Source organism: Pseudomonas sp. RIT-PI-AD (assembly GCF_025642785.1).
Lineage (GTDB): Bacteria > Pseudomonadota > Gammaproteobacteria > Pseudomonadales > Pseudomonadaceae > Pseudomonas_T.
The window spans coordinates 134,973-157,334 of record NZ_JANZKU010000002.1; the positions used below are offsets into that span (position 1 = coordinate 134,973).

General features: G+C 63.9%; 17 protein-coding genes, 1 tRNA gene and 1 pseudogene. 12 read left to right on the forward strand and 7 right to left on the reverse strand.

Annotation, left to right across the window (positions count from 1 at the left end; genetic code table 11):
* Positions 1-360 precede the first annotated feature (360 nt).
* The 5 genes and pseudogenes from OGL92_RS02460 (at position 361) to OGL92_RS02480 (ending at position 3,643) form a co-directional block, all read left to right on the forward strand.
* The gene (locus OGL92_RS02460) at positions 361-1,035 is read left to right on the forward strand and encodes a polysaccharide lyase family 7 protein (RefSeq protein WP_263139899.1); all 675 of its coding nucleotides are present in this window, start codon (positions 361-363) and stop codon (positions 1,033-1,035) included.
* An 85-nt stretch (positions 1,036-1,120) separates the two neighbouring features.
* A pseudogene (gene dmeF / locus OGL92_RS02465) lies at positions 1,121-1,890 on the forward strand (CDF family Co(II)/Ni(II) efflux transporter DmeF); the annotation flags it as partial.
* A gap of 280 nt (positions 1,891-2,170) precedes the next feature.
* Positions 2,171-2,356: a hypothetical protein gene (locus OGL92_RS02470; RefSeq protein WP_263139901.1), complete on the forward strand. Its 186-nt coding sequence runs from the start codon at positions 2,171-2,173 to the stop codon at positions 2,354-2,356.
* The gene (locus OGL92_RS02475; RefSeq protein ID WP_263139903.1) at positions 2,353-2,604 is read left to right on the forward strand and encodes a hypothetical protein; all 252 of its coding nucleotides are present in this window, start codon (positions 2,353-2,355) and stop codon (positions 2,602-2,604) included. The genes OGL92_RS02470 and OGL92_RS02475 overlap by 4 nt, the downstream gene beginning before the upstream one ends.
* 412 nt (positions 2,605-3,016) lie before the next feature.
* The gene (locus tag OGL92_RS02480; protein ID WP_263139905.1) at positions 3,017-3,643 is read left to right on the forward strand and encodes a hypothetical protein; all 627 of its coding nucleotides are present in this window, start codon (positions 3,017-3,019) and stop codon (positions 3,641-3,643) included.
* A 989-nt stretch (positions 3,644-4,632) separates the two neighbouring features.
* On the opposite strand, the gene OGL92_RS02485 is transcribed toward OGL92_RS02480, so the two are convergent.
* Complete coding sequence (locus OGL92_RS02485; RefSeq protein WP_263139908.1) at positions 4,633-4,791, reverse strand: hypothetical protein; 159 nt, start codon at positions 4,789-4,791, stop codon at positions 4,633-4,635.
* A 622-nt stretch (positions 4,792-5,413) separates the two neighbouring features.
* On the opposite strand from OGL92_RS02485, the gene OGL92_RS02490 reads away from it, so the two are divergent.
* Positions 5,414-5,971, forward strand: a complete 558-nt coding sequence (locus OGL92_RS02490; protein ID WP_263139911.1) for a GNAT family N-acetyltransferase — start codon at positions 5,414-5,416, stop codon at positions 5,969-5,971.
* A 541-nt stretch (positions 5,972-6,512) separates the two neighbouring features.
* Here OGL92_RS02490 and OGL92_RS02495 read toward each other — a convergent pair.
* A tRNA-Val gene (locus OGL92_RS02495) sits at positions 6,513-6,589 on the reverse strand.
* A gap of 184 nt (positions 6,590-6,773) precedes the next feature.
* Here OGL92_RS02495 and OGL92_RS02500 point away from each other — a divergent pair.
* Positions 6,774-8,057, forward strand: a complete 1,284-nt coding sequence (locus OGL92_RS02500) for an FAD-binding oxidoreductase (RefSeq protein ID WP_263139914.1) — start codon at positions 6,774-6,776, stop codon at positions 8,055-8,057.
* Between the two features lie 19 nt (positions 8,058-8,076).
* On the opposite strand, the gene OGL92_RS02505 is transcribed toward OGL92_RS02500, so the two are convergent.
* The 4 genes from OGL92_RS02505 to OGL92_RS02520 all read right to left on the reverse strand — a co-directional run bounded on the left by OGL92_RS02505 (position 8,077) and on the right by OGL92_RS02520 (position 13,263).
* The gene (locus tag OGL92_RS02505; RefSeq protein WP_263139922.1) at positions 8,077-8,748 is read right to left on the reverse strand and encodes a hypothetical protein; all 672 of its coding nucleotides are present in this window, start codon (positions 8,746-8,748) and stop codon (positions 8,077-8,079) included.
* 225 nt (positions 8,749-8,973) lie between these two features.
* The gene (locus OGL92_RS02510; RefSeq protein WP_263139928.1) at positions 8,974-11,259 is read right to left on the reverse strand and encodes an acylase; all 2,286 of its coding nucleotides are present in this window, start codon (positions 11,257-11,259) and stop codon (positions 8,974-8,976) included.
* Positions 11,260-11,319: 60 nt separating this feature from the next.
* The gene (locus OGL92_RS02515; protein ID WP_263139931.1) at positions 11,320-12,663 is read right to left on the reverse strand and encodes a SidA/IucD/PvdA family monooxygenase; all 1,344 of its coding nucleotides are present in this window, start codon (positions 12,661-12,663) and stop codon (positions 11,320-11,322) included.
* Positions 12,664-12,786: 123 nt separating this feature from the next.
* Positions 12,787-13,263, reverse strand: a complete 477-nt coding sequence (locus tag OGL92_RS02520) for a sigma-70 family RNA polymerase sigma factor (RefSeq protein WP_263139935.1) — start codon at positions 13,261-13,263, stop codon at positions 12,787-12,789.
* 179 nt (positions 13,264-13,442) lie between these two features.
* Between OGL92_RS02520 and OGL92_RS02525 the strand changes: the two genes are divergently transcribed.
* The 4 genes from OGL92_RS02525 (at position 13,443) to OGL92_RS02540 (ending at position 19,163) form a co-directional block, all read left to right on the forward strand.
* Positions 13,443-14,447 (forward strand): FecR family protein, encoded by a 1,005-nt coding sequence (locus OGL92_RS02525; protein WP_263139938.1) that lies wholly within the window; start codon positions 13,443-13,445, stop codon positions 14,445-14,447.
* A gap of 148 nt (positions 14,448-14,595) precedes the next feature.
* A complete protein-coding gene (locus OGL92_RS02530; protein ID WP_263139940.1) occupies positions 14,596-15,750 on the forward strand; it encodes an efflux RND transporter periplasmic adaptor subunit in 1,155 nt (384 codons plus the stop codon).
* A complete protein-coding gene (locus tag OGL92_RS02535) occupies positions 15,751-17,751 on the forward strand; it encodes a MacB family efflux pump subunit (protein WP_263139943.1) in 2,001 nt (666 codons plus the stop codon).
* Positions 17,748-19,163: an efflux transporter outer membrane subunit gene (locus OGL92_RS02540; protein ID WP_276583686.1), complete on the forward strand. Its 1,416-nt coding sequence runs from the start codon at positions 17,748-17,750 to the stop codon at positions 19,161-19,163. Before OGL92_RS02535 ends, OGL92_RS02540 begins: the two co-directional genes overlap by 4 nt.
* A gap of 13 nt (positions 19,164-19,176) precedes the next feature.
* Here OGL92_RS02540 and OGL92_RS02545 read toward each other — a convergent pair whose 3' ends face one another.
* A complete protein-coding gene (locus tag OGL92_RS02545) occupies positions 19,177-20,793 on the reverse strand; it encodes a PvdJ/PvdD/PvdP-like protein (RefSeq protein WP_263139944.1) in 1,617 nt (538 codons plus the stop codon).
* Between the two features lie 197 nt (positions 20,794-20,990).
* On the opposite strand from OGL92_RS02545, the gene pvdM reads away from it, so the two are divergent.
* Entirely contained in the window at positions 20,991-22,340 is a 1,350-nt protein-coding gene (pvdM, locus tag OGL92_RS02550) for a pyoverdine-tailoring dipeptidase-like protein PvdM (protein WP_263139946.1), read from the forward strand.
* The last annotated feature ends 22 nt before the right edge of the window (positions 22,341-22,362 follow it).

Below are 22,362 nucleotides of genomic sequence, written 5' to 3' on the forward strand. Positions count from 1 at the left end.
GAAATTCAGCAAGCTTAAATAATCATTAAGCGAGCTTGACTTGGTATTTCAGCATGCTTAACATACGACCTACCTAGCACGGTGTCCTGACCCCTTCCGGGCCAAGCTCTTTAACAATTCGGAATCACCCAAATGCGCATACCTTCGGCCGTATAGCGATAAGGCCGAGAACGGCGGAGCGCATGCCCAAGAGGCCCACGGAAATCGGTACCCGCCGATCTCTCGAGATCCAGCCGATAAGGGCCGCATAACCGAGCCGGTATCCCGGTGCCCATTCAACGAGTGGTCAGCGGGATGTAGGCGCCTGCATCACCTTGCCGGCCAAAGAAGGCCATCAATCCAGAAATTAGGAGTTGGAAAATGCCCGTAAATATCAGCAACCTTACCCTCTCGGTCCCCGCGCCCCGGTCGGCTGAAAATCCCGTAGCCGTCTTGGTGTCGGGCGCCGAAGCGCTGGCGAAATACCCTCAATTCGTCGCGGCGCTGCCGGGCGGCTCCGTCCGCCTGTCCGCCCCAACGAAGGCGGCGACCACCGAAAGCGTCAAGCGCACCCGTTGCGAGTGGCGGGAAAACGATTACTGGTCTCTCGACAGCGCCCCTGATCATTGGAGCAAGCAGGAGATGATGCTCACCAAGATCAACAGCGAAGAGCGGGTCGTCATCGCCCAGGCGCATGTCAAGAACAGCGATCGGCCATTGCTCAAGGTGTTCTGGGACGCCGGCACCGTCACCATGGGATATCGCCTCAAATACAATGACAAAGACCCCCAGAACGTCGATTTACTGACCGGCGTGGAGCTGAACCAGACGTTCGAAGTCGTCGTACACCTGAGCTCCACCGGTGCGCTGACGGTTCGACCTTCGCTCAACGGCAAGGGCAAAGCCAGCGTCGAACTGCAACTCGACTCGTCCTGGACCAAACAGAAACTGGTGTTCCACGGAGGCATCTACAACCAGGTCGCCTACGATGACCACACCTCGCCCGACGATGGCACTGTCTGCGTCATCAGCCGCCTCACCCTCGCCCACGAATGACGTAAGCTGATTCACCGCGACGACAGCGGTTGGAACAAAAAAGGGCGATCCCCAGGGATCGCCCTTTTTCATATCCGCTCCGGCAACCGGCTCCATAGCCCTGCTCGCGGACGGCTTTCATATGGCTACCCATGCCGGCGCCTTGGGGATCGCTGCTGCGGCGTATACCTATGCCAAACGAAATGCACTCAGTGCTCGCTACAGCGTTGGCACCGGTAAAGTCGGAGACCTTGGCGGCTTCGCATCGGCGCTGATTCTGGGACTGGTTTCCCTGGGAATCGCTATAGAGTCCGTGTTTCGCTTGCTTCAGCCTAAGAATGTCGGATTCGGCACAGCCACGCTCATCGCAGTCGCCGGCCTCGCCCTCAACATCGTAAGCGCGTTACTGCTTGGTCACGGCCATAGCCATGATCATGGTCGTCACGGCGACGATAACAATCTCGGGTCCGCATACACGTGATGGCTGATGCCTCGACGTCCGTCCTTGCCATCGCCGCCCTGCTCGCCGGGCGCTATCTGGGCTGGGTATGGCTCGATCCCGCCATGGGTGTCGTCGGCGCCATTGTGATCGCGCGCGCGATGGGCCTGGACCCTGATGGGCGCGACTGCTGGCGTTCTGCTGGAGCAGACCGACGATCCTGTCGCGGAGGAAATCCGCGAGCGGGTGGAGCAGCCAGGCGACGCCAAAATCACTGACCTGCACGTCTGGCGTGTAGGTCCCGCAGCCCGTGCTGCCATAGTGAGTGTTGTGGGTGAAGCTACGACGAACGCAGATACATCCGCGAACGGCTGAAGCCGATACACGAGGTTAGTCATCTCACGATTGAATTTCGAGCGGCCTCGTCTCCTGCATAGCACCTCCCCCCGGTGCCTCGCCCTTACGTGGGTCCGATTGCTGCGGGCCTCACGAACGGAGGCCCTTATCCTCTCTCCCTGCAATGCGGCCAGGGCTGCGTGCGGATCAGTGCAGCACCTATTTGGCGATTCAGTGAGGTAACCAAGTCAATTGCCCTTCCTTGGCGGTCAATGTGGACGATCAGCCTAGGAGGGATGTCGTCAGCAGGATGACGTTTCTACGGCAACGCCGCCGAATCGGTTACCGTGGCGGCTCACCCAAGAAGAAGGTCGCCCGGGTATGGAAAACGTCTCCGCCCCAACTGCCGCCGTAGGCGGGGCATTAAGAAAAGCGATACGGCAGCAGCTTCCCGACGACCATGAGGGCGATATTTTCGTCAGGGTAGAAGGTGAGATGCACGGCGCCATCGGGAAAGAGGCTTCGTTTGCTGGCCGCATCATGCACCGGTCGGAGTACCAACCATGATCCTTTATACCGCCCTGGCCATCGCGCTGGGGCTGGCACTGTGCGCGATGATCGACCGGTTGCCTGCCAAGCGACTGCGTATCGCCACCTCGCTTGTATCTCTGGCATCTGGCGCAGGGATGGCCTTCATGTCACACACAGATGCTGGTTTCGCGTTCGGCATGGCCTTGCTCGGGGCAGGGATCGGCTCGCTGGCACCAGAGCGCCCTGAGCCCCCGAAGTGGCGTAGGCCTGACGGACCTGAATGACCGACTGGACCGCAACACGTTCAGCGCGCTTTTTTATCCCGCTTAGCATTTCGTCATGTCGATTTTCTTCGCCTCGGCCTGTGCCCCTCGTCGCCATTCGTTACCCAGCCTCCGAAGATCCTCACCGTTTCGACCTCTACCCTCCAGCACCTGGCGCAGCCGGTACCGTTCGAGCGCAGCGGCCTTCTCCCTTAGTTTATCTCCCGCTCCTCGCGGCCCAGCCTCGCCAGGTTGCACGCCATCGCGCCCTATCTCGTCTTCCACAGCTGATCGATCCGGGTTATGTAGCTCCCGCTCGTCAGTCATCCCCATTCCGGCGCCATCAGACCCAGGCCGTGGCGGTTCGGACGTCAATGTCATCTCCGATCAATCGATCCCTTCCGGTCACTATTTCCTGCCTTGTCCGGCGGCTGTGACACGCGTCTACGACAGCGCCGCCGAATCGGCTATCGTGGCGCACTTCAAGGAAGGAAGTCATCTGGACATGGAAAACGTCTCTGTCCCCATCGTGGGACCTGGCGGCATTACTGGCCGCCGTACCACCGTCGAGCTCTGCTGCCGCCCCTACACGACCGCAGCCATCAACCGAACGATCTTCCACGCAAATGGCGTCGTGAACAGCGAAGCTGTGTTCGCGGCTGAGCGCATGCTGGACCACATGGTGTCTGGGATGGCGCGAGCCGATAGTCGACCGGTGAAGGTGCACATCGCTGTTATCGGCCCGCTGACCGCCATTCAGGCCAACGCCCTCAATGACGCCAGTGTCTCCCTGAGCATGCAGGCAGGGACGCTCGTCGGCATCGCCAGCGGCGGGGCGCTAAAGCTGGTTCTTCCAGGCCCTTTCGGCACCAAGGTCGGCGGCTTTGCTGGAACCTCCCTGGGCAAAGCGACTCAATCGCACGTCCGCCGCAACCTGCCCTATTATCACGCCGGCGATTTGGTCATCAGCGCGGAAGGGGAAGCCAGCGGCGGCATCGGCCCCCAACACTCTTACGGCGCCTCGCAAATTCTCCAGCGGACTGCTTATGACGGTATATGACCTGCTGGCTTTCCCGCTGGTTGCTGCTCTGTATTGGGCGGCCACCTTAGCGCCACCTGGAGGCTGGCGCCTTATACTCTGCGCCGGCTACCTCGTCTGTGGCGTTGCTCTACCCTTCTTTCCTCATAACGAGCTCACCGCATCCTTATCGCTGGCGCTGTGCGTAGCTGCCGTGATCGCCTGCCGCCTTGAATCCGCCAAGCCGCCAGAATGGCGTAAGCCTGGCGATCCGGACTGAGCTACCCCGCGGCGCCCGGCCACAAGGCATTTAAGCGGCCTTTATCCCGCTCCACACTCTTTGCGGTCGATAAACGCAATACCACCGTTCGATGCGAGACTACATGGATGCGTTCGCCGTCGTGGGCTGGTGTGTATGTGGAATAACTACACGGACGGACTTGACCCTGCTCATTCAAGCCTCCTCGCGGTCAATCAAATAAATGCGTGTTCCATTTTTTGTTTGACCTACCCAATCAGGGCCTGGCCCGGGTTTTGAGTAAAACGAGTGTCCGGTGTCATATACACTTCTAGACCTAACACTCCAGTAGCTCTCCCAATCGGAGCACGCCATATCTACGCATTCAGCGGGCAGACCGCTAGCCTGACAATTGGCTTCTACAAATGCCTCTATCTCCTCATAAACTTCATCTGAAGTGAGATCAGGTCGGCTTCTCTTGTATTTCATATGACTCTTCCTAGATACATTCCAAGCCTGATTTAGGGTAGTTCGGTTTGTGTCACCTCCTATACCGACCGTAAATCAAACTCAGCTGACCACGCCATCGGCGGCATCATCGCCACCAGTTCCTCCTGGGTCGGCACAGCGCGGGCGTCCTTCCTCACCTCGGATAACCCACCCCTCAGCAGCAGTCGCACCACTCGACGCCCACCTGCCCTCGGCTCGGAATTCGGGTTGGTGCTGGTGGCCAGGTGCGCAGCGACAGTACGCCGTCGTAGTTGCGCTCGCTGGCGATGCCGTCCATCCAACGCTATACCGCCGCAGTCATCCGGCTAACCAACACTGCTTCGACCTCGGCCGGGTCCTGCGGCGTGAACGACAGTCGCGTCAGGTCCACGCCCATTGCGGCGATCGCCTCGAGACTGTCGCCTTCGCAAAGGAATTCGTCGTCCGTCAGTATCGTTTTCATGGTTTGAGCCCATTCCTGCTCGGGATGGGCGATCGATGCAGGCCGACATCGGCAACGCCGGTGGAGAACAACGGCATGGCGATCTGGATGATCGAGTCCGGCGCGGCCGCTAGGTAAGGAAAGGCACTGTCGTAGCCGAGCGGCGTCCAGTCGTTTACACGCACTGTAGACGAAGCCCTCTGCGGCGGTGATCGGCGTGACTTCGGCACCAGCATGCCCGCCTTTGTAGTAAGGCAGCCACGAAGAGCGTACCGGTTCACCGGCGTATTCGGCGCCTCCTGCCAGTGAGTCAGCCCAAGTCAAAGAGATATTTCGCTGTCGGCCTCGCCGGTACTGAGATTGTAGGAGCGCTAAAGCTGGCCAACCCAGCCACACCATAATGGTGGCGGCCGGGAAAAATGCCGCCGAGGGGGGGTAGCGGTGAATACCGAGTCCTTGAAGCGGGTCCATGGACTCTTGAGATCCTGCCGTGCGGTATCCAACGTCCGCACCCTGCGCTGCCAACGCACGTAGCGATGCCTGTGAGGTGGCCACCTGGGTGACGAGGACTAGACCGCGACGTTGGAACGACACCGATCAAGGCGTCTGATAGCATCTTCGCCGACTTTCAAAGGATTCCTCCATGGGCAGCATACCGACCTTCCATACCTCGCGACTCTTGCTGACGCCCCTTCAAGCTTCCGACGCCGCTGCCATCCAGCAGCTCTTCCCCCACTGGGAAGTGGTGCGTTATCTCGACAGCCGAGTCCCGTGGCCCTATCCCGATGACGGTGCCGAGCAGTATGTGCAGAACGTCGTGCTGCCTGGTATCAGAGAGGGCAAGGAGTGGCACTGGATGATCAGGCTTTCTGAAAAGCCCGAGCAGTGCATCGGCAGTATCAGTCTCTACGACCAGCCGAGAAACAATCGCGGTTTCTGGCTCTCGCCGCCCTGGCAGGGGCAGGGCTATATGCAAGAAGCCTGTGAGGTTATCAACCGTTTCTGGTTCGAGACGTTGCAGCGTCCGCTGATGCAGGTGCCCAAAGCCGTCGGCAACACCGGCTCTCGAAGGGTGTCGGAGCGCGAGGGCATGCGGTTGATTGAAGTGACGGAGGGTAATTTCGTCAGCGGGTCGCTGGCCAAGGAAATCTGGGAGCTGCGGCGGGAAGATTGGTTAAATCACTCCGGCGTTAGGTCTTGAGCCATAGAGCCCGCTTGGCGCAGCGACTTGCCCGGATCGCCGGTAAACAGAACCGCTCTCTAGCTGGCAGAAGCAGGATTACAGCCCTCGTTATGCCGATGGTCCAGGCAACGCCTATTTCCACTGCGTCGGAGGCAGCGTGCCATTGATAGTCGCCAATGGAGGCGCGCGTATCGAGGTACGCGCGACCTGATGGAACAGCGGGCAAGTCATCGGGCCAGCGCCGCCGGACCAGATACACCCGGGGAAGCGCTCGGCGCTTGCATTACCTAATTATTCCCACGCCTCGCGCGCAGAGCATGGGTTGATTCGCTTGGGCCTGGGCTACAGCAAGCAGGAGTATCCCATCGAGCACGCCCAATCGCCGATGGACCATATCGACGAGAAATGACCCTGATACAGCGCGGAGGAATCCCCAACACCAAGCTGCAAACCGGCTTGAAACTCTGAACGCGGTGGCCGTTTTCCCAAAATATTCCCAAAACAAAAAGGGCGACCCTTTCGGATCGCCCTCTAAGCCCCGCGCGACGCGGGTTTTGTTTGGTAGGCACAATTGGATTCGAACCAACGACCCCCACCATGTCAAGGTGGTGCTCTAACCAACTGAGCTATGTGCCTTCGTTGGACGCGCATTCTACGGAGCTGGCAAAAGGTGTCAACAAGTTTTTCGCTAACCAACTGAAAAAATAGCTTTTTTGCTGTTCGCCCCGGTGTTCCGAATTTCAAACGGAAGGCTGGCCCCGCTCTAACAAGTCGGGTAGCATCCTCGCATCCGTAAAAAATAAAGAACAGAGGTTGCAAAATGGCGCACACCGCTTATCCGCAGTCCTATTACGCCGCGTCCGCCAACCAAGCTCCCGAGCGGCCGGCGCTGGAAGGCGAAACCCAAACGGACGTGTGCATCATCGGAGCGGGTTATACGGGTCTGTCCACCGCGCTGTTCCTGCTCGAGCAGGGATTCAAGGTCACTCTGCTCGAAGCCGCCAAGGTGGGGTTCGGCGCCTCTGGCCGTAATGGCGGGCAGATCGTCAACAGCTATAGCCGCGATATCGATGTCATAGAACGCAGCGTCGGACCCAAGCAAGCGCAACTGCTGGGCCAGATGGCCTTCGAAGGTGCACGTATCATTCGCGAGCGGATCGCCACCTACGGCATTCAATGCGATATCAAGGACGGCGGGGTCTTCGCGGCGATCAACCCGAAGCAGATGGGCCATCTCGAATCCCAGAAGCGCCTATGGGAGCGTTACGGCCATACTCAGCTGGAATTACTCGACGCCACGCAAATCCAGCGCGTGGTGGCGACCGATCGCTACCTGGGAGGCATGCTGGATATGAGCGGAGGCCACATTCACCCCCTCAACCTGGCGCTCGGCGAAGCGGCCGCCGTCGAGTCCCTGGGCGGCGTCATCCATGAACAGTCGCCGGCGATCCGGATCGAGCGCAGTGCCAACCCTGTGGTGCATACCCCGAAAGGCAAGGTACGGGCGAAGTTCGTGGTGGTGGCCGGTAACGCTTATCTGAGTGGTTTGGTGCCCGAGCTGGAAGCCAAGTCCATGCCTTGCGGGACCCAGGTAATCGCCACCGAACCCTTGCCGGAGGCACTCGCGCATAGCCTGCTGCCCCAGGATTACTGTGTCGAGGATTGCAACTACCTGCTCGACTATTACCGGCTCTCCGGCGACAAGCGACTGATCTACGGCGGCGGTGTGGTGTACGGTGCCCGCGATCCTGCGGACATCGAGACGATCATCCGGCCGAAGATGCTTCAGACTTTCCCGCAGTTAAAGGACGTCAAGATCGACTTCGCCTGGACCGGCAACTTCCTGCTGACGCTGTCGCGCCTTCCGCAAGTGGGCCGCCTGGGAGACAACATCTACTACTCGCAAGGGTGTAGCGGCCATGGGGTGACTTATACCCATCTCGCAGGCAAGGTGTTGGCTGAAGCGCTCAGGGGACAAGCGGAGCGTTTCGACGCCTTCGCTGGACTGCCTCATTACCCCTTCCCCGGAGGCCGCCTGTTCCGCATACCCTTCACGGCATTGGGTGCCTGGTACTACAGCCTGCGCGACAGGCTGGGCGTGTAGGCGCCGCGCCCAACGGCAATCAATCGCCCAATTGACGCCTGGCTACCGCGGCCGCGTCGCCCTGGCCAGCCCTTTCCAGGGCATCCGCGCCCTGGAGCCAAATTTGCCGGTCGACATCCGCCGGCACCTTGGCGGGAGACTGAACCAGAACCGCCCAGTGGCCGGCATCGCTCCAGGCCGACGCGAACTTGGAAAAGCTCATCGGCAGGCGTCGCTCGGCACCGGCCCTGAGCCAGACAATACGTTTGATGCGGTCATAGCCGATCAATAGCGCAAATCGATTCGCGGCCATCCAGCCCTCGTTGAGATGAACCAGGACAGGATTGCCCGCCGCGACCTGCACGAACAAATCATCGAGATTCGGTTGCAGCGGATAGACCAACAAACCATGCCGGACAGCCTCATCCCTCATGCGCTGGCGCAAATCGCTTTCATCGCCCGGGAGGTGCAGGGGCCTTTCCAGCAAGCCCGGCGTGATCACTTCACCCTGGAAGGTCAGCAAGCTGGCAAGGCTCGCCGGAGCGCTTTGATAGGAACGCTGCTGGAAAAATGGTACGCCGGCCAGCTCCACCGTTTCGGGCAACGCGTGCAGCCTGGGGGATAACGCCGGCCCGGCACATCCCGCCAGAAGGATCAGCCCGGAAAGCAAACCGCCGCGAATCAATGCGTGAGGATTTTTCAACAGAAGCACGGTGCGCTCGCCTCGAAAGGTAATCGGTGCGCGATAATACTGGCGCCCTTCGCTTGGGTATACCAAGCCCGGCGTTCTCGACGGAAAACCGCCGGGCGGGTCGGGCGGTTCCAAAAACCGATAAGGAAGCGCGCCATTTACGAGCGGTAAACGAGCGCTCCATACCGATGTTGGCGAAGTGCGACGCGCAGGCACCTGCTCGAAAGGCCTGGGCCGGTTTTGCCTTCACTCGTTCAGGCGCAGGCTTCTGTACTGCGGGTCGGCGAGGATTTCCGCGTCGGTGAACGGCAACCTATGCCAGCGTTGACGGGAAAACGCCTCCGTTTGGTCGAGGAAATGGGGCGAGGCCGGGTTGGTCGACTGCGAGAAGGTCAGGAGCCCTTGCGCCTTGGGGCCCGAACTGTCAAAGGTCACCAGTTGGATGTAACTGCTGCCCCCGATCACTTCGCGCTGGCCCTGTAGGTTCGGGCGAGACTGAATGGCGTTGTAGACCCCCAACTCACCCTCCCCGCCTGGGATGGCCAGGCGACGGTTACCCCGCACCGCCACCTGCAATGCGCCTTCCTGTGCCCATTTGAGCGCAGGCGAGGCATCGACCTCTCGCTTGGCAATTTCCAGGGCGGCGCGCACCTGCGCGGCCACGTCGGTTTTCTCCAGCGCGATCCCCCGGGGGGTGCGCAGGGGGTCCTGTGGGTCGAAGGGCACGCGCCAGGCCTTTTCGATTTCCAGGAACCGTTCGGCGAAGGCCTGGAAATACAGCCAGCCTGGGCTGCCGTCCGCACGGCGGCTCCATTGCATGATCGCATCGCACGCAGAGTGCATGTCGCCCTTGTGGGCCGAACACAACTGGGAAAGGTCGGTCTCCAAGAGCTCGGCCAGATGGACCTGGTTGCCATCGACCAAGCCTTTGAGAAAGGCCTCGTCGAGCGGCGCGGCTTCATGGGCTGCCAAGCGCTGCAATGTGAAACGCGCGCGCATCCCCAGTTCGCCGCCCTCTCGGCTTTGCAATGGCGAGTAGCCCACCAGTGGCTCGGCGGGGTTGCTCAGCCAGGCGCTATCGTTGGAGTTCTGCACGAAGTCCCGCCGCTGCAAGACAGGCAGTCGGTTCGCCGGAACGATCCCGGGTTGCGCGGCGCCGGTCTCATGGCTCCATTCGCATTCGCTGCGGGAACCGTCGAGCACGGGCAAGCCCTTTTCCGCGAAGGCGGGATCGACGCAGGAGGCCAGCGCCGGCGGTGCGATCTCGGGCACTACCGAGGCATTCATGTAGAGCGCAGTACCCTGGTCGTCCACCGCCAGGGTGTTGACCCAGGGAATGCCCTGCACGCGTTCGACGGCGGCGCGGAAGGTCGCCAGGCTGTCGGCCTGGTCCATCTCCAGCCACTGCTGCAGCACACGCGTGTTATCCAGATTGGCATCGTGCAAGGCAAACGCCTGGTCCGCGCTCCAATCCAGCAAGCCCGGCCATTTCACCAACGGGCCGAACCGCGAAAGATAGATGTCGTGCTCGAGCGTGCCGAGTCGGCCGTCCGCCTCGCGCACTTCGATGCTCAGGGTACGTTTTCGCAGGGTCTCTGGTTGCCCCTCCACGCGATAGCGAGTCGGGTCGGTCGGGTCCAGTTGCAGGCGATGCAGGGTGAAATGACTGGAGGTATCCACCGTGTGGGTCCAGGCCAGGCTACGGTTGAAGCCGATGTTCACCACCGGCAGACCGGGCAGGGCCGCCCCCATGACATCCATGCGACCGGGAATGGTCAGGTGCAACTGATAGAAGCGCAAGGCACCCGACCAGGGAAAGTGCGGATTGGCCAGCAACATACCATGGCCGTTGCTGGAGCGCTCCGCCCCGATGGCCAGCGCATTGCTGCCACGCTGCAAGGCGAAGTCGTTCCAGTTGCGCGTGGCCAATGCGAATCCCGGGTCGGCTGTCGACACCCGGGCGTCCTGCCGTCCCGGCGGCGCCGCGGCCAGCATGGCCTGGGCGAACCGTCCGATGCCGCCCTCCACCAGCAGACGTCGCGTCAGGCCGACCAAGTCCCGTTCGGAAATCGGGCGAAGCCAGGCTTGCCCCCGGCAAGCGACCGGCTGTTCGACGAAGGGCGTCTCCCGCAGGTACCGGTTGAAGCCTTTGGCGTACCCGCTTAGCAAACCGCGTACCGGTTCGCTCTGGGCGTCCCAGAACGCCGCCAATGCGGCATCGCCGTTCAGCCAGCGAAAGAAGAAATCAGAGCTGACATTATCCAGCTCGGCGGAGGATTGCCCCTCGCGCCCGAAGAAGCGTGCCCGCTCGCCGCGGGCGGTGATCACTTCGTCGGCGAGCAGGCAAAGATTGTCCTTGGCGTAGGCATAGCCGATTCCATAGCCCAGCCCGCGTTCATCCGCGGCCTTGATGTGCGGTACGCCGTAGCGGGTCCATCGAATCTGCGTCGCTTCATCCGAGCCTTTCACCGGCGCGGCATACGCAACGCTGGCCGCCATCACACCCACTACGCTTGCCAGTATCCTGCGCACGCCTGCTTCCTTCCGCTCGTCTCGATCAAGGGGTCCGCCATGGGACCTTCGGTATCGCCGTCAACTGGCCAGCAAGGCCTCGGTGCCGACGCTCGTCGCAGGCAGCCCCTGGCGCCCGATGAAGGCGTAGAGCGATGCGGCGATTTCCTCGGCGCGAATCGGCAGCACCGACAGCAGGGTGTCGCTCAGGCCATGGCTGGCTTGGCAGAAGCCCTGCATGTAAACGGCGGCATTGAAGCCGGGAGCGGCCTGGATGCGGTAATCGCGGCCGACCTGATATTCGTTGAGGTAAGGCTCGACCGATTCGAGCAATTGGCGATGGGCCTGGCGCTCATAGCCGGTGGCGAGAATCACGGCATCATAGCGACGGGTCTCGGTCGCGCCGGTGGCCGTGTCGCGCAGGCTCAGGTCGATGCCTTGCGCCGAAGCCGTCGCCGCGTCCACCGCACACAGGCAGCGCACGGCATGGCGGTGCTGGCCGGATACCTTCTGCCGGTAGAGGATGCCGTAGATGCGCTCGATCAGCGCCAGGTCGACCACCGAGTAATTGGTGTTGTGGTACTCACGGATGAACCGCTCCCGCTCGGCACTTTCCTGGCCGAAGATGAGGTCGGTGAACGCCGGGGAGAAGATGTCGTTGACGAAGGGGCTGTCGTCCGCCGGTTTCAGCGAGGACCCGCGCAGGATCATGTCCACCTGCACCGAGGTGAACCCGTCATTGAGGTCGATGAATGCCTCGGCCGCGCTCTGCCCTCCCCCGATGATCGCGATGCGCATGGGTTTTCCCTGGACGCAAGGCTGCTGCGCCATGCGCTCCAGGTAATGGGAATGATGGAATACCCGCGGTTCGTCGCGCAGATGGGCGAAGGGCTGAGGGAATTTCGGCGTGCCGCCGGCGCTGACCACCACCGAACGGGTGCGCCTGACCTGTTGGCGACCCTGTGCGTCCAGGGAAACCACGCGCAAGTGCTCGACCTGGCCCGCGTTCACCTGGGGCTCGACGGCGATGGCCTGTTCGCCATAGCGGCAGCGATCAGCGAAGTGAGCGGCGACCCAGCGCAGGTAATCGTTGTACTCCATCCGGCAGGGATAAAAGGTGCCCAGGTTGATGAAATCCACCAGGCGCCCCTGCTTGTGCAGGTAGTTCACGAACGAGTAAGGGCTGGTCGGGTCGCGCAGGGAAACCAGGTCCTTGAGGAAGGAGATCTGCAGTTCGCTCTGGCTCACCAGCGTGTTGCCATGCCAACGGTAGTCGGCCTGTTTGTCGAGGAACAATACGTCCAGCGCACCCTGTTGGCGGGCGTGCTCGTCCAGAGCGATGGCCAGGGCGATATTGGAGGGGCCGAAGCCGATGCCGATCATGTCGTGGAGCGTATCGGCGGCGGAAGAAGGTGCCGGATTCATCTGCATGTCCTCGAGTACGGGGTCTCGCCGACAGCGCTCGCCCTCTCGGGAGCGCCTGCGGGCGTCGTGCTCGAAGTAACGAGAGGCCTGTTCGAAAATTTAGCGGCGGACGCTCCGCGTCGCTCAGCTTTCCCACTCGCGCATGCGCATGCGGCAATGCTTCATCGCGTTGACGATGTGCTTTTCCACCATGTCCTTGGATATCCCGAGCCGCTCCGAGATGACCGGGTGCGACAGGCCCTCGAGTTTGCGCAGCAGAAAGGCCTCGCGGCAGACGCCGGAGAGCTCCGCGAGCGCGCGATTGACCAGCGCCAGGCGCTGATCCCGGTACAGCGAGTGATGGGGCGAGGAGCCGGGACACTGGTCTTCGCAATCGAGAACGTCGATCGATTCGCTGGGCCGCGCCTGGTTGCGTCGATGCAAATCGATGGAAATATTGATGGCGGTGCGATAGAGGAAAGCACGGGGCTGTTCGATGACGACTTGACTCGATCGCTCAAGCACGCGCAAATAAGCGTCGTGGGCGACGTCCGCGGCCAGGTGACGGTCCCCCAGCGTCGTGGTAAGAAACTTCACCAGCTCCCGATAATAGTTATCCAAACCCGTTCTCCAGCGAATGTCACGTGCCCGCGAATGGCAAAGTACAGGCGATGCGTCCGACGACCAAGATGCTGGCAGTATGAAACCACTAAATTTATAATAATTCTCATCCACATTTAAAGCCCGATGTTTTCGCCCCCGTCGAAGATCGGACACATCACAGGTAATCGACCAGTCCGATGAACACCTCCTCTCCCGCGCCCGCCGAGAACGACGCCTTGGTCGAGGAGGCGGCTCGTTGGTGCATGCGCATCCACGCAGAAGATTGCAGCGCCCAGGAGCGGGAGGCCTTTCGATGCTGGCTGGCGACGAGCCCCGAGCATGCCCGCGAGTACCTCGCCATGCTGGAAATCTGGGAGATCAGCGCGTTCCTGGAACCGGGCCTGACAGCCGAACCCGCGGCCACAGCGGAATCCCGCATCGACGCCCCGCGAGCGAGCGGATCGCCGCGCCGCGCCTGGCACTCTTACGGGTTGGCCGCGGCCATCGCCTTGCTGGCGCTGCCCGCCGCCGCGTACCTGGGCTGGAACATGGGTTGGCTACCGGACGATTACCGCCGCTACCAGGCCGACATTTCCCAGCGTGAAGTGGTGCTGCCGGACGGCAGCCGGGTCGACCTGAACCTGGATACCCGCCTGTCCTTCAGCAACTACAAGGACCGCCGCAACGTGGCCCTGCAGGAAGGCGAAGCCTTCTTCACGGTCAGCCACGATCCCGCCCACCCCTTCGTGGTGGAGGCCGGTTCCGGCTCGATCACCGTCACCGGCACCCGCTTCAACGTCTGGACCTACCGGGACGACGTGGTGGTGACCGTCACGGAAGGCTCGGTGAAGGTCAACAGCGACCGCAGCCAAGGCCAGAGCAGCGGCCTCACCGCGGGCATGCAGGCGAGTTATGGCAGGGCGGACGTCCAGCCGCACATCGACTCGGCGAATGCGCAGGCGCTGGCCTGGCGCGAAGGCAAGCTGATCCTGGACGACCTCTCCCTCGCCGAGGCGCTGCCCCTGATCAATCGCTACCGCCGGCATCCGGTGGTGCTGGCGGACACGTCCATCGGTCGGATCAGGGTGGGTGGCATCTACAGCATCCACAACATCGAGGGCCTGATCGCCACCCTGCCCAAGGTGCTGCCGGTCAAGCTGGCCCAACTGGACGACGGCAGCACCCTGCTGAGCCGTCGCTGAAACGTTTTTCGCGCCTCGTGGCGCTGCCCCTTCCCGCCTCGCACCGGAGCGGGCGACACCAGTAAATTTATCCGCCACGCATGCGTTCCTCCTTGAGCATTGCGTGCCAGAGAACGTCGCTGTCTGGCCGGTCGAGCCTTTTCTATCCATGAGCGTCCTCCGCCGCCCTGTGTCACTCGCCATCTGCATCGCCTCGGGACTCCTGTTCCTGACCTGGCGTGCGTTTTCCCAAGCCGACTCGCACGCCACCGTCCAGGTCCGCCGCGGCGATATCGAAAGCAGCGTCACCGCGCTGGGCACCTTGCAGCCACGCCGTTACGTGGACGTCGGTGCCCAGGCCTCGGGGCAAATCCGCAAACTCCACGTCGAAGTCGGCGACCAGGTCGAGGAAGGCCAGCTACTGGTGGAGATCGACCCCGCCACCCAGCGCGCCCGGGTGGACGCCGGCCTCTTCTCCATCAAGACCCTGGAGGCTCAACTGGAGGAACAACGCGCCCAGCATGCGCTGGCGCGCCAGCAGTTGCTGCGCCAACAACGCCTGGCAGCCGGGGGCGCCACCCGCGAAGAGGATGTCCAGGCCGCCCAGGCGCAGGTGCGCTCCACCCAGGCGCGCATCGACATGTACCAGGCGCAGATCGGCCAGGCCCGCGCCACCCTGCGCAGCGACGAAGCCGAACTGGGCTATACGCGCATCTACGCACCGATTTCCGGCACCGTGGCGGCACTGAACGCCCGCGAAGGCCAGACCCTGAACGCCCAACAACAGACGCCGTTGATCCTGCGCATCGCCAAGTTGTCGCCGATGACGGTCTGGGCACAGGTTTCCGAAGCCGACATCGGTCGAGTCAAACCCGGCATGCAGGCCTATTTCACCACCCTGAGCGGTACCAACCTTCGCTGGACCGGCGCGGTGCGCCAGATCCTGCCGATTCCGCCGCGCCCCCTGGAGCAGATGAGCCAGGGCGGCGGCAGCCCAGCCGGCCAGAGCGGCAGCGGCCGGGTGGTGCTCTATACCGTGCTGCTGGACGTGGATAACGACGACCACGCGCTGATGGCGGAGATGACCGCGCAGGTCTTTTTCGTCTCCGGCCAGGCCAAGGACGTGCTCACCGTCCCGCTCTCCGCCTTGTCGCCAGCGGGCGAATCCGACAGCCAGCTGGCGCGGGTGCTCGACGCCGACGGTGAGGTACGCGCCCGGCGGATTCGCACCGGCCTGAGCGATCGCCTGTCGGTGCAGGTATTGTCCGGTCTGGAGGAAGGCGAACGCCTCCTGCTCAGCCCTTCCGCCGACCTGGACGGTTGAATGGACAGGTCGACCCCGGCTGCCGACAGCCTCGATCCGCAGGTTCCGCTCATCGCCCTGGACGACGTGCGCAAAGCCTATGGCGGCAAGGATTCGCCGCGCATCGAGGTGCTGCGCGGCATCAGCCTGTCGATCCATCCCGGGGAGTTCGTCGCCATTGTCGGCAGTTCGGGCTCCGGCAAATCCACCCTGATGAACATCATCGGCTGCCTGGACCGCCCCAGTGCCGGCACCTATCGCTTCGCCGGCCTGGATGTGGCCGCCTTGCAGAGCGACGAACTGGCTTGGCTGCGCCGGGAGGCGTTCGGCTTCGTCTTCCAGGGCTACCACTTGATCGCCTCGTCGTCGGCGCGGGAAAACGTCGAAATGCCGGCGATCTACGCCGGCACCCCGGCAGCGCAGCGCCGGCAACGCGCCTTGGCGCTGCTCGAGCGCCTTGGCCTCGCCGGGCGAACCGACAACCGCCCCCACCAGCTTTCCGGAGGCCAGCAGCAACGTGTCTCGATCGCCCGCGCCCTGATGAACGGCGGCTACATCATCCTGGCCGACGAGCCGACCGGCGCACTGGACAGCCACAGCGGCGCCGAAGTGATGAAGCTGCTGGACGAGCTGGCCGCGCAAGGCCACGTGGTGATCCTCATCACCCACGACCGGGAAGTCGCTGCCCGGGCCAGGCGTGTGATCGAGATCCGCGATGGCCTGATCATCAGCGACAGCAGGATCGCCCCGGACATGCCTGCGCCGAATGCCGCCCCAGCGGTTGGCGGCCTGCGCGAGCGCCTGGCCCGGGGCAGCACGACAGCCGGCGTTTGGCGGAACGAATTGCGCGATGCGCTCCAGGCGGCCTGGCGCGTCATGTGGTTGAACCGCTTCCGCACCGCGCTGACCCTGCTGGGGATCGTCATCGGCGTGGCTTCGGTGGTGGTCATGCTGGCGGTCGGCGAAGGCAGCAAGCGCCGGGTCATGGCGCAGATGGGCGCCTTCGGCTCCAACATCATCTACCTGGGCGGCTATTCGCCGACGCCACGCACGCCCGAGGGCGTCATCAGCCTCGCCGACGTGGGGGCCCTCGCCGGGTTGCCACAGGTCAAGATGATCATGCCGGTCAACGGGGCGCATACGGTGGTGCGCTATGGCAACGTCGACCACGTCATGTACACCGGCGGCAGCGGCGTCGACTTCCCGGCCATCCTCAATTGGCCGGTGGTCGAAGGCACCTTCTTCACCGCCCAGGACGAAGCGATGGCTGCGCCCGTGGCGGTGATCGGCCAGAAGGTCCGCGAACGGGTGTTCAAGGGGGTGCCCGACCCCATCGGGCGCTACCTGTTCATCGAAAACGCCCCCTTCCAGGTCATCGGCATCCTCAGCGGCAAGGGTGCCGCCTCGGGGGACTCCGACAGCGACGAACGCATCGTGGTCCCCTACTCCGCCGCCAGCATCCGGCTGTTCGGCAGCCAGGACCCGGAATACGTGATCATCGCGGCGGCGGACGCGGATCGCGTGCACGAAGCCGAACGGGCCATCGACACGCTCATGCTGCGTCTGCACCGCGGCGTGCGCGATTACCAGTTGACCAACAATGCCGCGCTGATCCAGGCGGAGGCCCGCACGCGCAATACCCTGTCGCTGATGCTTGGCGCCATCGCCGCGATTTCCCTGTTGGTGGGCGGGATCGGCGTGATGAACATCATGCTCATGACGGTCCGCGAGCGCACCCGCGAGATCGGCATCCGCATGGCCACCGGCGCCCGGCACCGTGACATCCTGCGGCAATTCCTCACCGAAGCGACGCTGTTGTCCCTGGTCGGCGGCGTGGTAGGCATCGGCCTGGCCCTGCTGATCGGCGGCGCGCTGTCCGTGGCCGACATCGCGGTGGTGTTCTCCCTCTCGTCAATGCTGGGCGCTTTCGCCTGCGCGCTGGCCACCGGGGTGATCTTCGGCTTCATGCCCGCGCGCAAGGCGGCCCGACTCGATCCCGTGATCGCCCTGAGTGGACAATGAGCGTCTTCATCAAGAAACCCGCCCCCCTCGCCCTGTGCCTGCTGCTGAGCGCCTGCGGCGACACGCCGTTGCGCCCCGCCAGCGGCGTGACGGCGCCGGAACGCTGGCAGGCCGCATCCACCGCGGCCGAGCTCGACAGCGCCCGCGACTGGTGGAAGCGCTTTCGCAGCGCGGAACTGGACGCCCTGATAGAACGGGCCCGCGCAGGTAGCCAGGACGTCGCCGCCGCCAGCGCGCGGGTACGCCGCGCACGGGCGGACATCCGGGTTGCCGGCGCCGCGTCCTGGCCGGAGGTGAGCGCCGACCTGCAGGCCGAGCGGGAACGACTGCTCAGCGGCACCGGCAATCGCGACCTGGATGCCAGCGAGGACGATCCGAGCATCGAGCTGTTCGACCTGTCCTTCAGTGCCAGCTACGAGGTGGATTTCTGGGGCGCCCGGGCGGCCTCGCAAGCCCGCGCCGAACAGGCCTGGCACGCCAGCGCGTTCGACCGGGCGGCCCTCGAACTGAGCGTGCTGGCCAGTGTGGCCGATACCTACCTGCGCATCCTGGCGCTGCGCGAACGCAGCCGTATCGCCGAGCTGGACCTGGACAATGCCCAGCAGGTGCTGCGACTGGTGGAGACCCGCCATGAGTCGGGAGCCGCCACGGCGCTGGAGCTCGCGCAACAACGCAGCCTGGTGGCACGCCAGCAACGCCAACTGCCCCTGATCCGGCAGGAACTGGAGGACACGCGAGTGGCCCTGGCCAGGCTGCTCGGCGAGCCCGTCCAGCGGATCGACCTGGGCACCTCGACCCTCGCCGACCTGCGCTGGCCGGAGATCGGAGCGGGCCTGCCCAGCGAACTGCTCGGCCGCCGCCCGGACATCGCCGCCGCCGAGGCCCGGCTGGCAGCCGCGGACGCCGACGTGCAGGTCGCCCGCGCCGCGCTGCTGCCCCGCCTGAACCTGGGCGCCAGCCTGGGCAGCGGCGCCGAGCGCGCCTCGCACCTGCTGCACAGCCCCTTCTATACCCTGACGGCGGGCCTGACCGCGCCGGTCTTCAATCACGGGCGCCTCGCCGCCCAGCGCGAGGGCGTCGAAGCGGAGCGCCAGGCGCTGCTGCACGAGTACCGTGGTGCCATTCTCGCCGCCTTCGCCGACGTCGAGACCGCCCTGAACGCGATCGAGGGCCTGGATCGCCAGCGGCACTGGCAGTCCCTGGAGCGGGACGAAGCCGAACGCGCCTTCCGACTGGCCGAGGAACGCTACCGCGCGGGCGCGGAAACCTTGCTCAACGTGCTGGAAACCCAGCGGACCCTTTATCAGGCACAGGACGAGCAGGTGCGCCTGCGTTTGGCGCGCTTGCAGGCCTCCGTGGCCCTTTACAAGGCCCTGGGCGGAGGCTGGAGGGAAGCGCCGCGGAAGGGCTGAGCCCCGCCCCGACTCAGGTCCGGCGATTGCTCAGGTTGCGCGCATACCAGGGCCGTCGCGGGGTGCGCCGCAGCAGCTCGGGCACCGAACGATCGCCGCTGAAGATGATGCGCAATGCCAGCTTCATGGTCTCGATTTCCATTTCCGCGGGCTGTTCCACCGCGCTGCCGGGATCGCCGCAGCCGTGGGTCGACGCGCCCAGCCAGGGATCGCCGACTTCGACCCAGCGTCCTGGAGCGAACCAAGGCACGCCGGCGACCTCGAGCCGCACCACTTCGCCCGGATGGTAGCGCTCGTGGGCGCGATACCAATCGTCCAGGCGGTCATCGATCCAGCCGTGGAAATACCAGAACACCGGGTTCACGTGGGAAGAGAACGGATCGCCGAGAAAGTCGTTCTCCGCATCGAACCAGCGAGGCGCGAAATCCGACGGGTCGCGATCGCCCATGACCGGCATGCCGTTAGCGGGGTCGCGGGTGACGCTGGCCCAGCGCATGTGCAGCCAGTCGTGCATGCCCAGCTCCATTTCCGAGCCGAAGGCGCCGAGGGTCAAGCGCGACAGGTAGCGCGGGTCGCGGTAGCGCGACTCCCAGACCTGGAAGTTGCTGTGAAAGGTCTCGGCGCTCTTGATGTCGTGCAGCCATTGGCTGAGATCCTCGTCGTCCGTCGCCACCCAGGCGGGCGGTACCGAGAAACCATCCTGGTTATCGTAGTAGCGGGCGAAGGCGCGGCGATCGTACTCCAGGGGTTGCAGCGGCAGCGGCAGGCGCCGCCACGATGGCAGCGCCTGCAGGCTGCGAGCCCTGGCCAGCATGTGCCGGTGCATGAAGAAGAAATCCACGCCGGAACCGTTGCGGTGCTTGATCGGGCCCCGTGCGTCCCGCTCCGCGCCGCGCGGGCCGGGTTGCCAGCCGATGCCGCGCAGGGCTTCGCGCTTGTCCTCGGGAAGACGGTGCCATTTGTCCCGCGTGGCATGCCAGAGCTGATGGAACAGGCGGTGCCGGGGCGAAATCAACCAGGCCAGCAACGCGGGATTCAGGCCGATGCGTTCCCGCGCCGGGGGGAAGGGACGCTTGCTGGCGACGAATCGGCAATCGGTCTCCGGCGCGCCCAAGGGCCGGTCCAAGCGACGGATGCGGCCGCTGAGGGTGCCGCTGCCGGCCTCGCCCCAGTCGTCCCAGACCTCGTCGAGCACCGCGCTGCATTCGTGACTCGGGGAGTCCGTCGGGCTGTCTCGGCCGATTAATTGCCAGCGCACCTCGCTGGCACTCGCCTCGGCCAGGTCGCCGAGCACCCGGTACTCCGGATCGGCGTCGCCGCGCAAGGTGGACGCCCGTCCCAGGCACCCGGTCAAGCCACGGCCCCGCGGCGCGATATCGAGGAACAGCTCGACCGGCTCAAGGGGAAGCCCCTCCAGGCCCGCGTCGGCGCCGAGGAAGCGCAGGCTCCAGATGCCGCGCAGCTTGTCCGCCAGGCGTATGGCATCGGTATCCGGCAGGTCGACACTGGCCTCGCCGGGGGTCACCGGTTCGTCCACCCGAATCAGCTGACGCGGCGTATAGACGGCCGCCGGGATCACCGCGCCCGTCAACGCCAAGCCAGCCATGAATCCCCGTCGCGATACCGCCATCGTCCTACCCGATCCAGCCCAGCCTGCGTTATCCAGCAAGGACGTTCCATGGGACGGCAAATTTAAAGGGCATGCCTCGCGACGCGGGACGGGCGACCGTCGCTAAATTTTCCCGTCGATGGCTCGTCACACCCTGACGAATGCACGGCCATGGGTTAAGGCCGCGCGCATTGCAACCCGCCCGGCACCGGACCCCAATGACGACATCGCGAACGAAAAAAGCGCTTTTCCTGGGCCTGGCCCTGCTGGTGGTCCTGGGGATCGCCGGCGCACTCCTGGCCTGGAAATACCCCTGGCTCGATCCCGACAGCCCCTCCCGGGAACAGGTGAAAAGAGCCCACGAACTGCAGGAGCGTATCCTTTCGTTCGACAGCCACATCACCGTGCCCCTGGCGTTCGGCAGCGAGGGCAACGAAGCGGACAAGGATGGCGACGACCAGTTCGACCTGGCCAAGGCCGGACGAGGACGCCTGTCCGGCGCGGCCCTCACCGTGTTCGGCTGGCCGGAGCTATGGAATGGCCCGAACGCGCCGCATCGGCCCACGCCCGGCTTCGTCGAGGAAGCTCGGCACCAGCAAGAGATGCGTTACCGGATCATCACCGGCATCGCCCGCGACTTCCCCCACCAGGTGGGCATCGCCTATACCCCGGACGACTTCCGTCGCCTCGCCGGCGAGGGCAAGTTCGCCCTGTTCATCAGCATGCTCAATGCCTACCCGCTGGGCGACGACCTCGACCAGTTGGATAAATGGGCGGCGCGCGGCATGCGCATGTTCGGCTTCAGCTATGTCGGCAACAACGACTGGGCCGACTCGTCGCGCCCGCTGCCATTCTTCAACGATTCGCCCGACGCCCTGGACGGGTTGTCGCCGATCGGCAGGCAGGCGGTCGGCCGGCTCAACGATTTGGGCGTGATCATCGACGTCTCGCAGATGTCCAGCAAGGCGCTGGAACAGGTCGTCGCCCTCAGCCGCGCGCCGGTCGTCGCCTCCCACTCCGCGGTACGCGCCCTGGTGGATATTCCGCGCAACCTCAGCGACCGCGAACTGCAACTGATCAAGAACAGCGGCGGCGTGGTGCAGATCGTCGGTTTTTCCAGCTACTTGCGCCCCTTGAGCCAGCCCAGCCGCGACAAGCTCGAAGCGCTGCGCGCGCGCTTCGGCCTGCAACCCCTGCCCAACCTGGCCATGGCGCTGATGCCGGGCGATCCGGCCATCGCCATCTGGCCGGAAAAGAAATTCGGCGAATACGCCAAGGCGCTCTATGGAATCCTCGACGAGGAACCCAAGGCCAGCACCCGGGACCTGGGCGACGCCATCGACTACGCGGTGAAAAAGATCGGCATCGACCACGTCGGGATCAGCTCGGACTTCAACGACGGTGGCGGCCTGGAGGATTGGAAGAACGTCGGCGACAACCGCAACGTCACCGCCGAACTGATTCGCCGCGGCTACAGCGACGCGGACATCGCCAAGCTCTGGGCCGGCAACTTCCTCCGCGTGTGGGGCGACGTCCAGGGGCGCGCCGCGCCCGTCGCGACCCCCTGACCCTTTCCGCCATCAAGAAGTA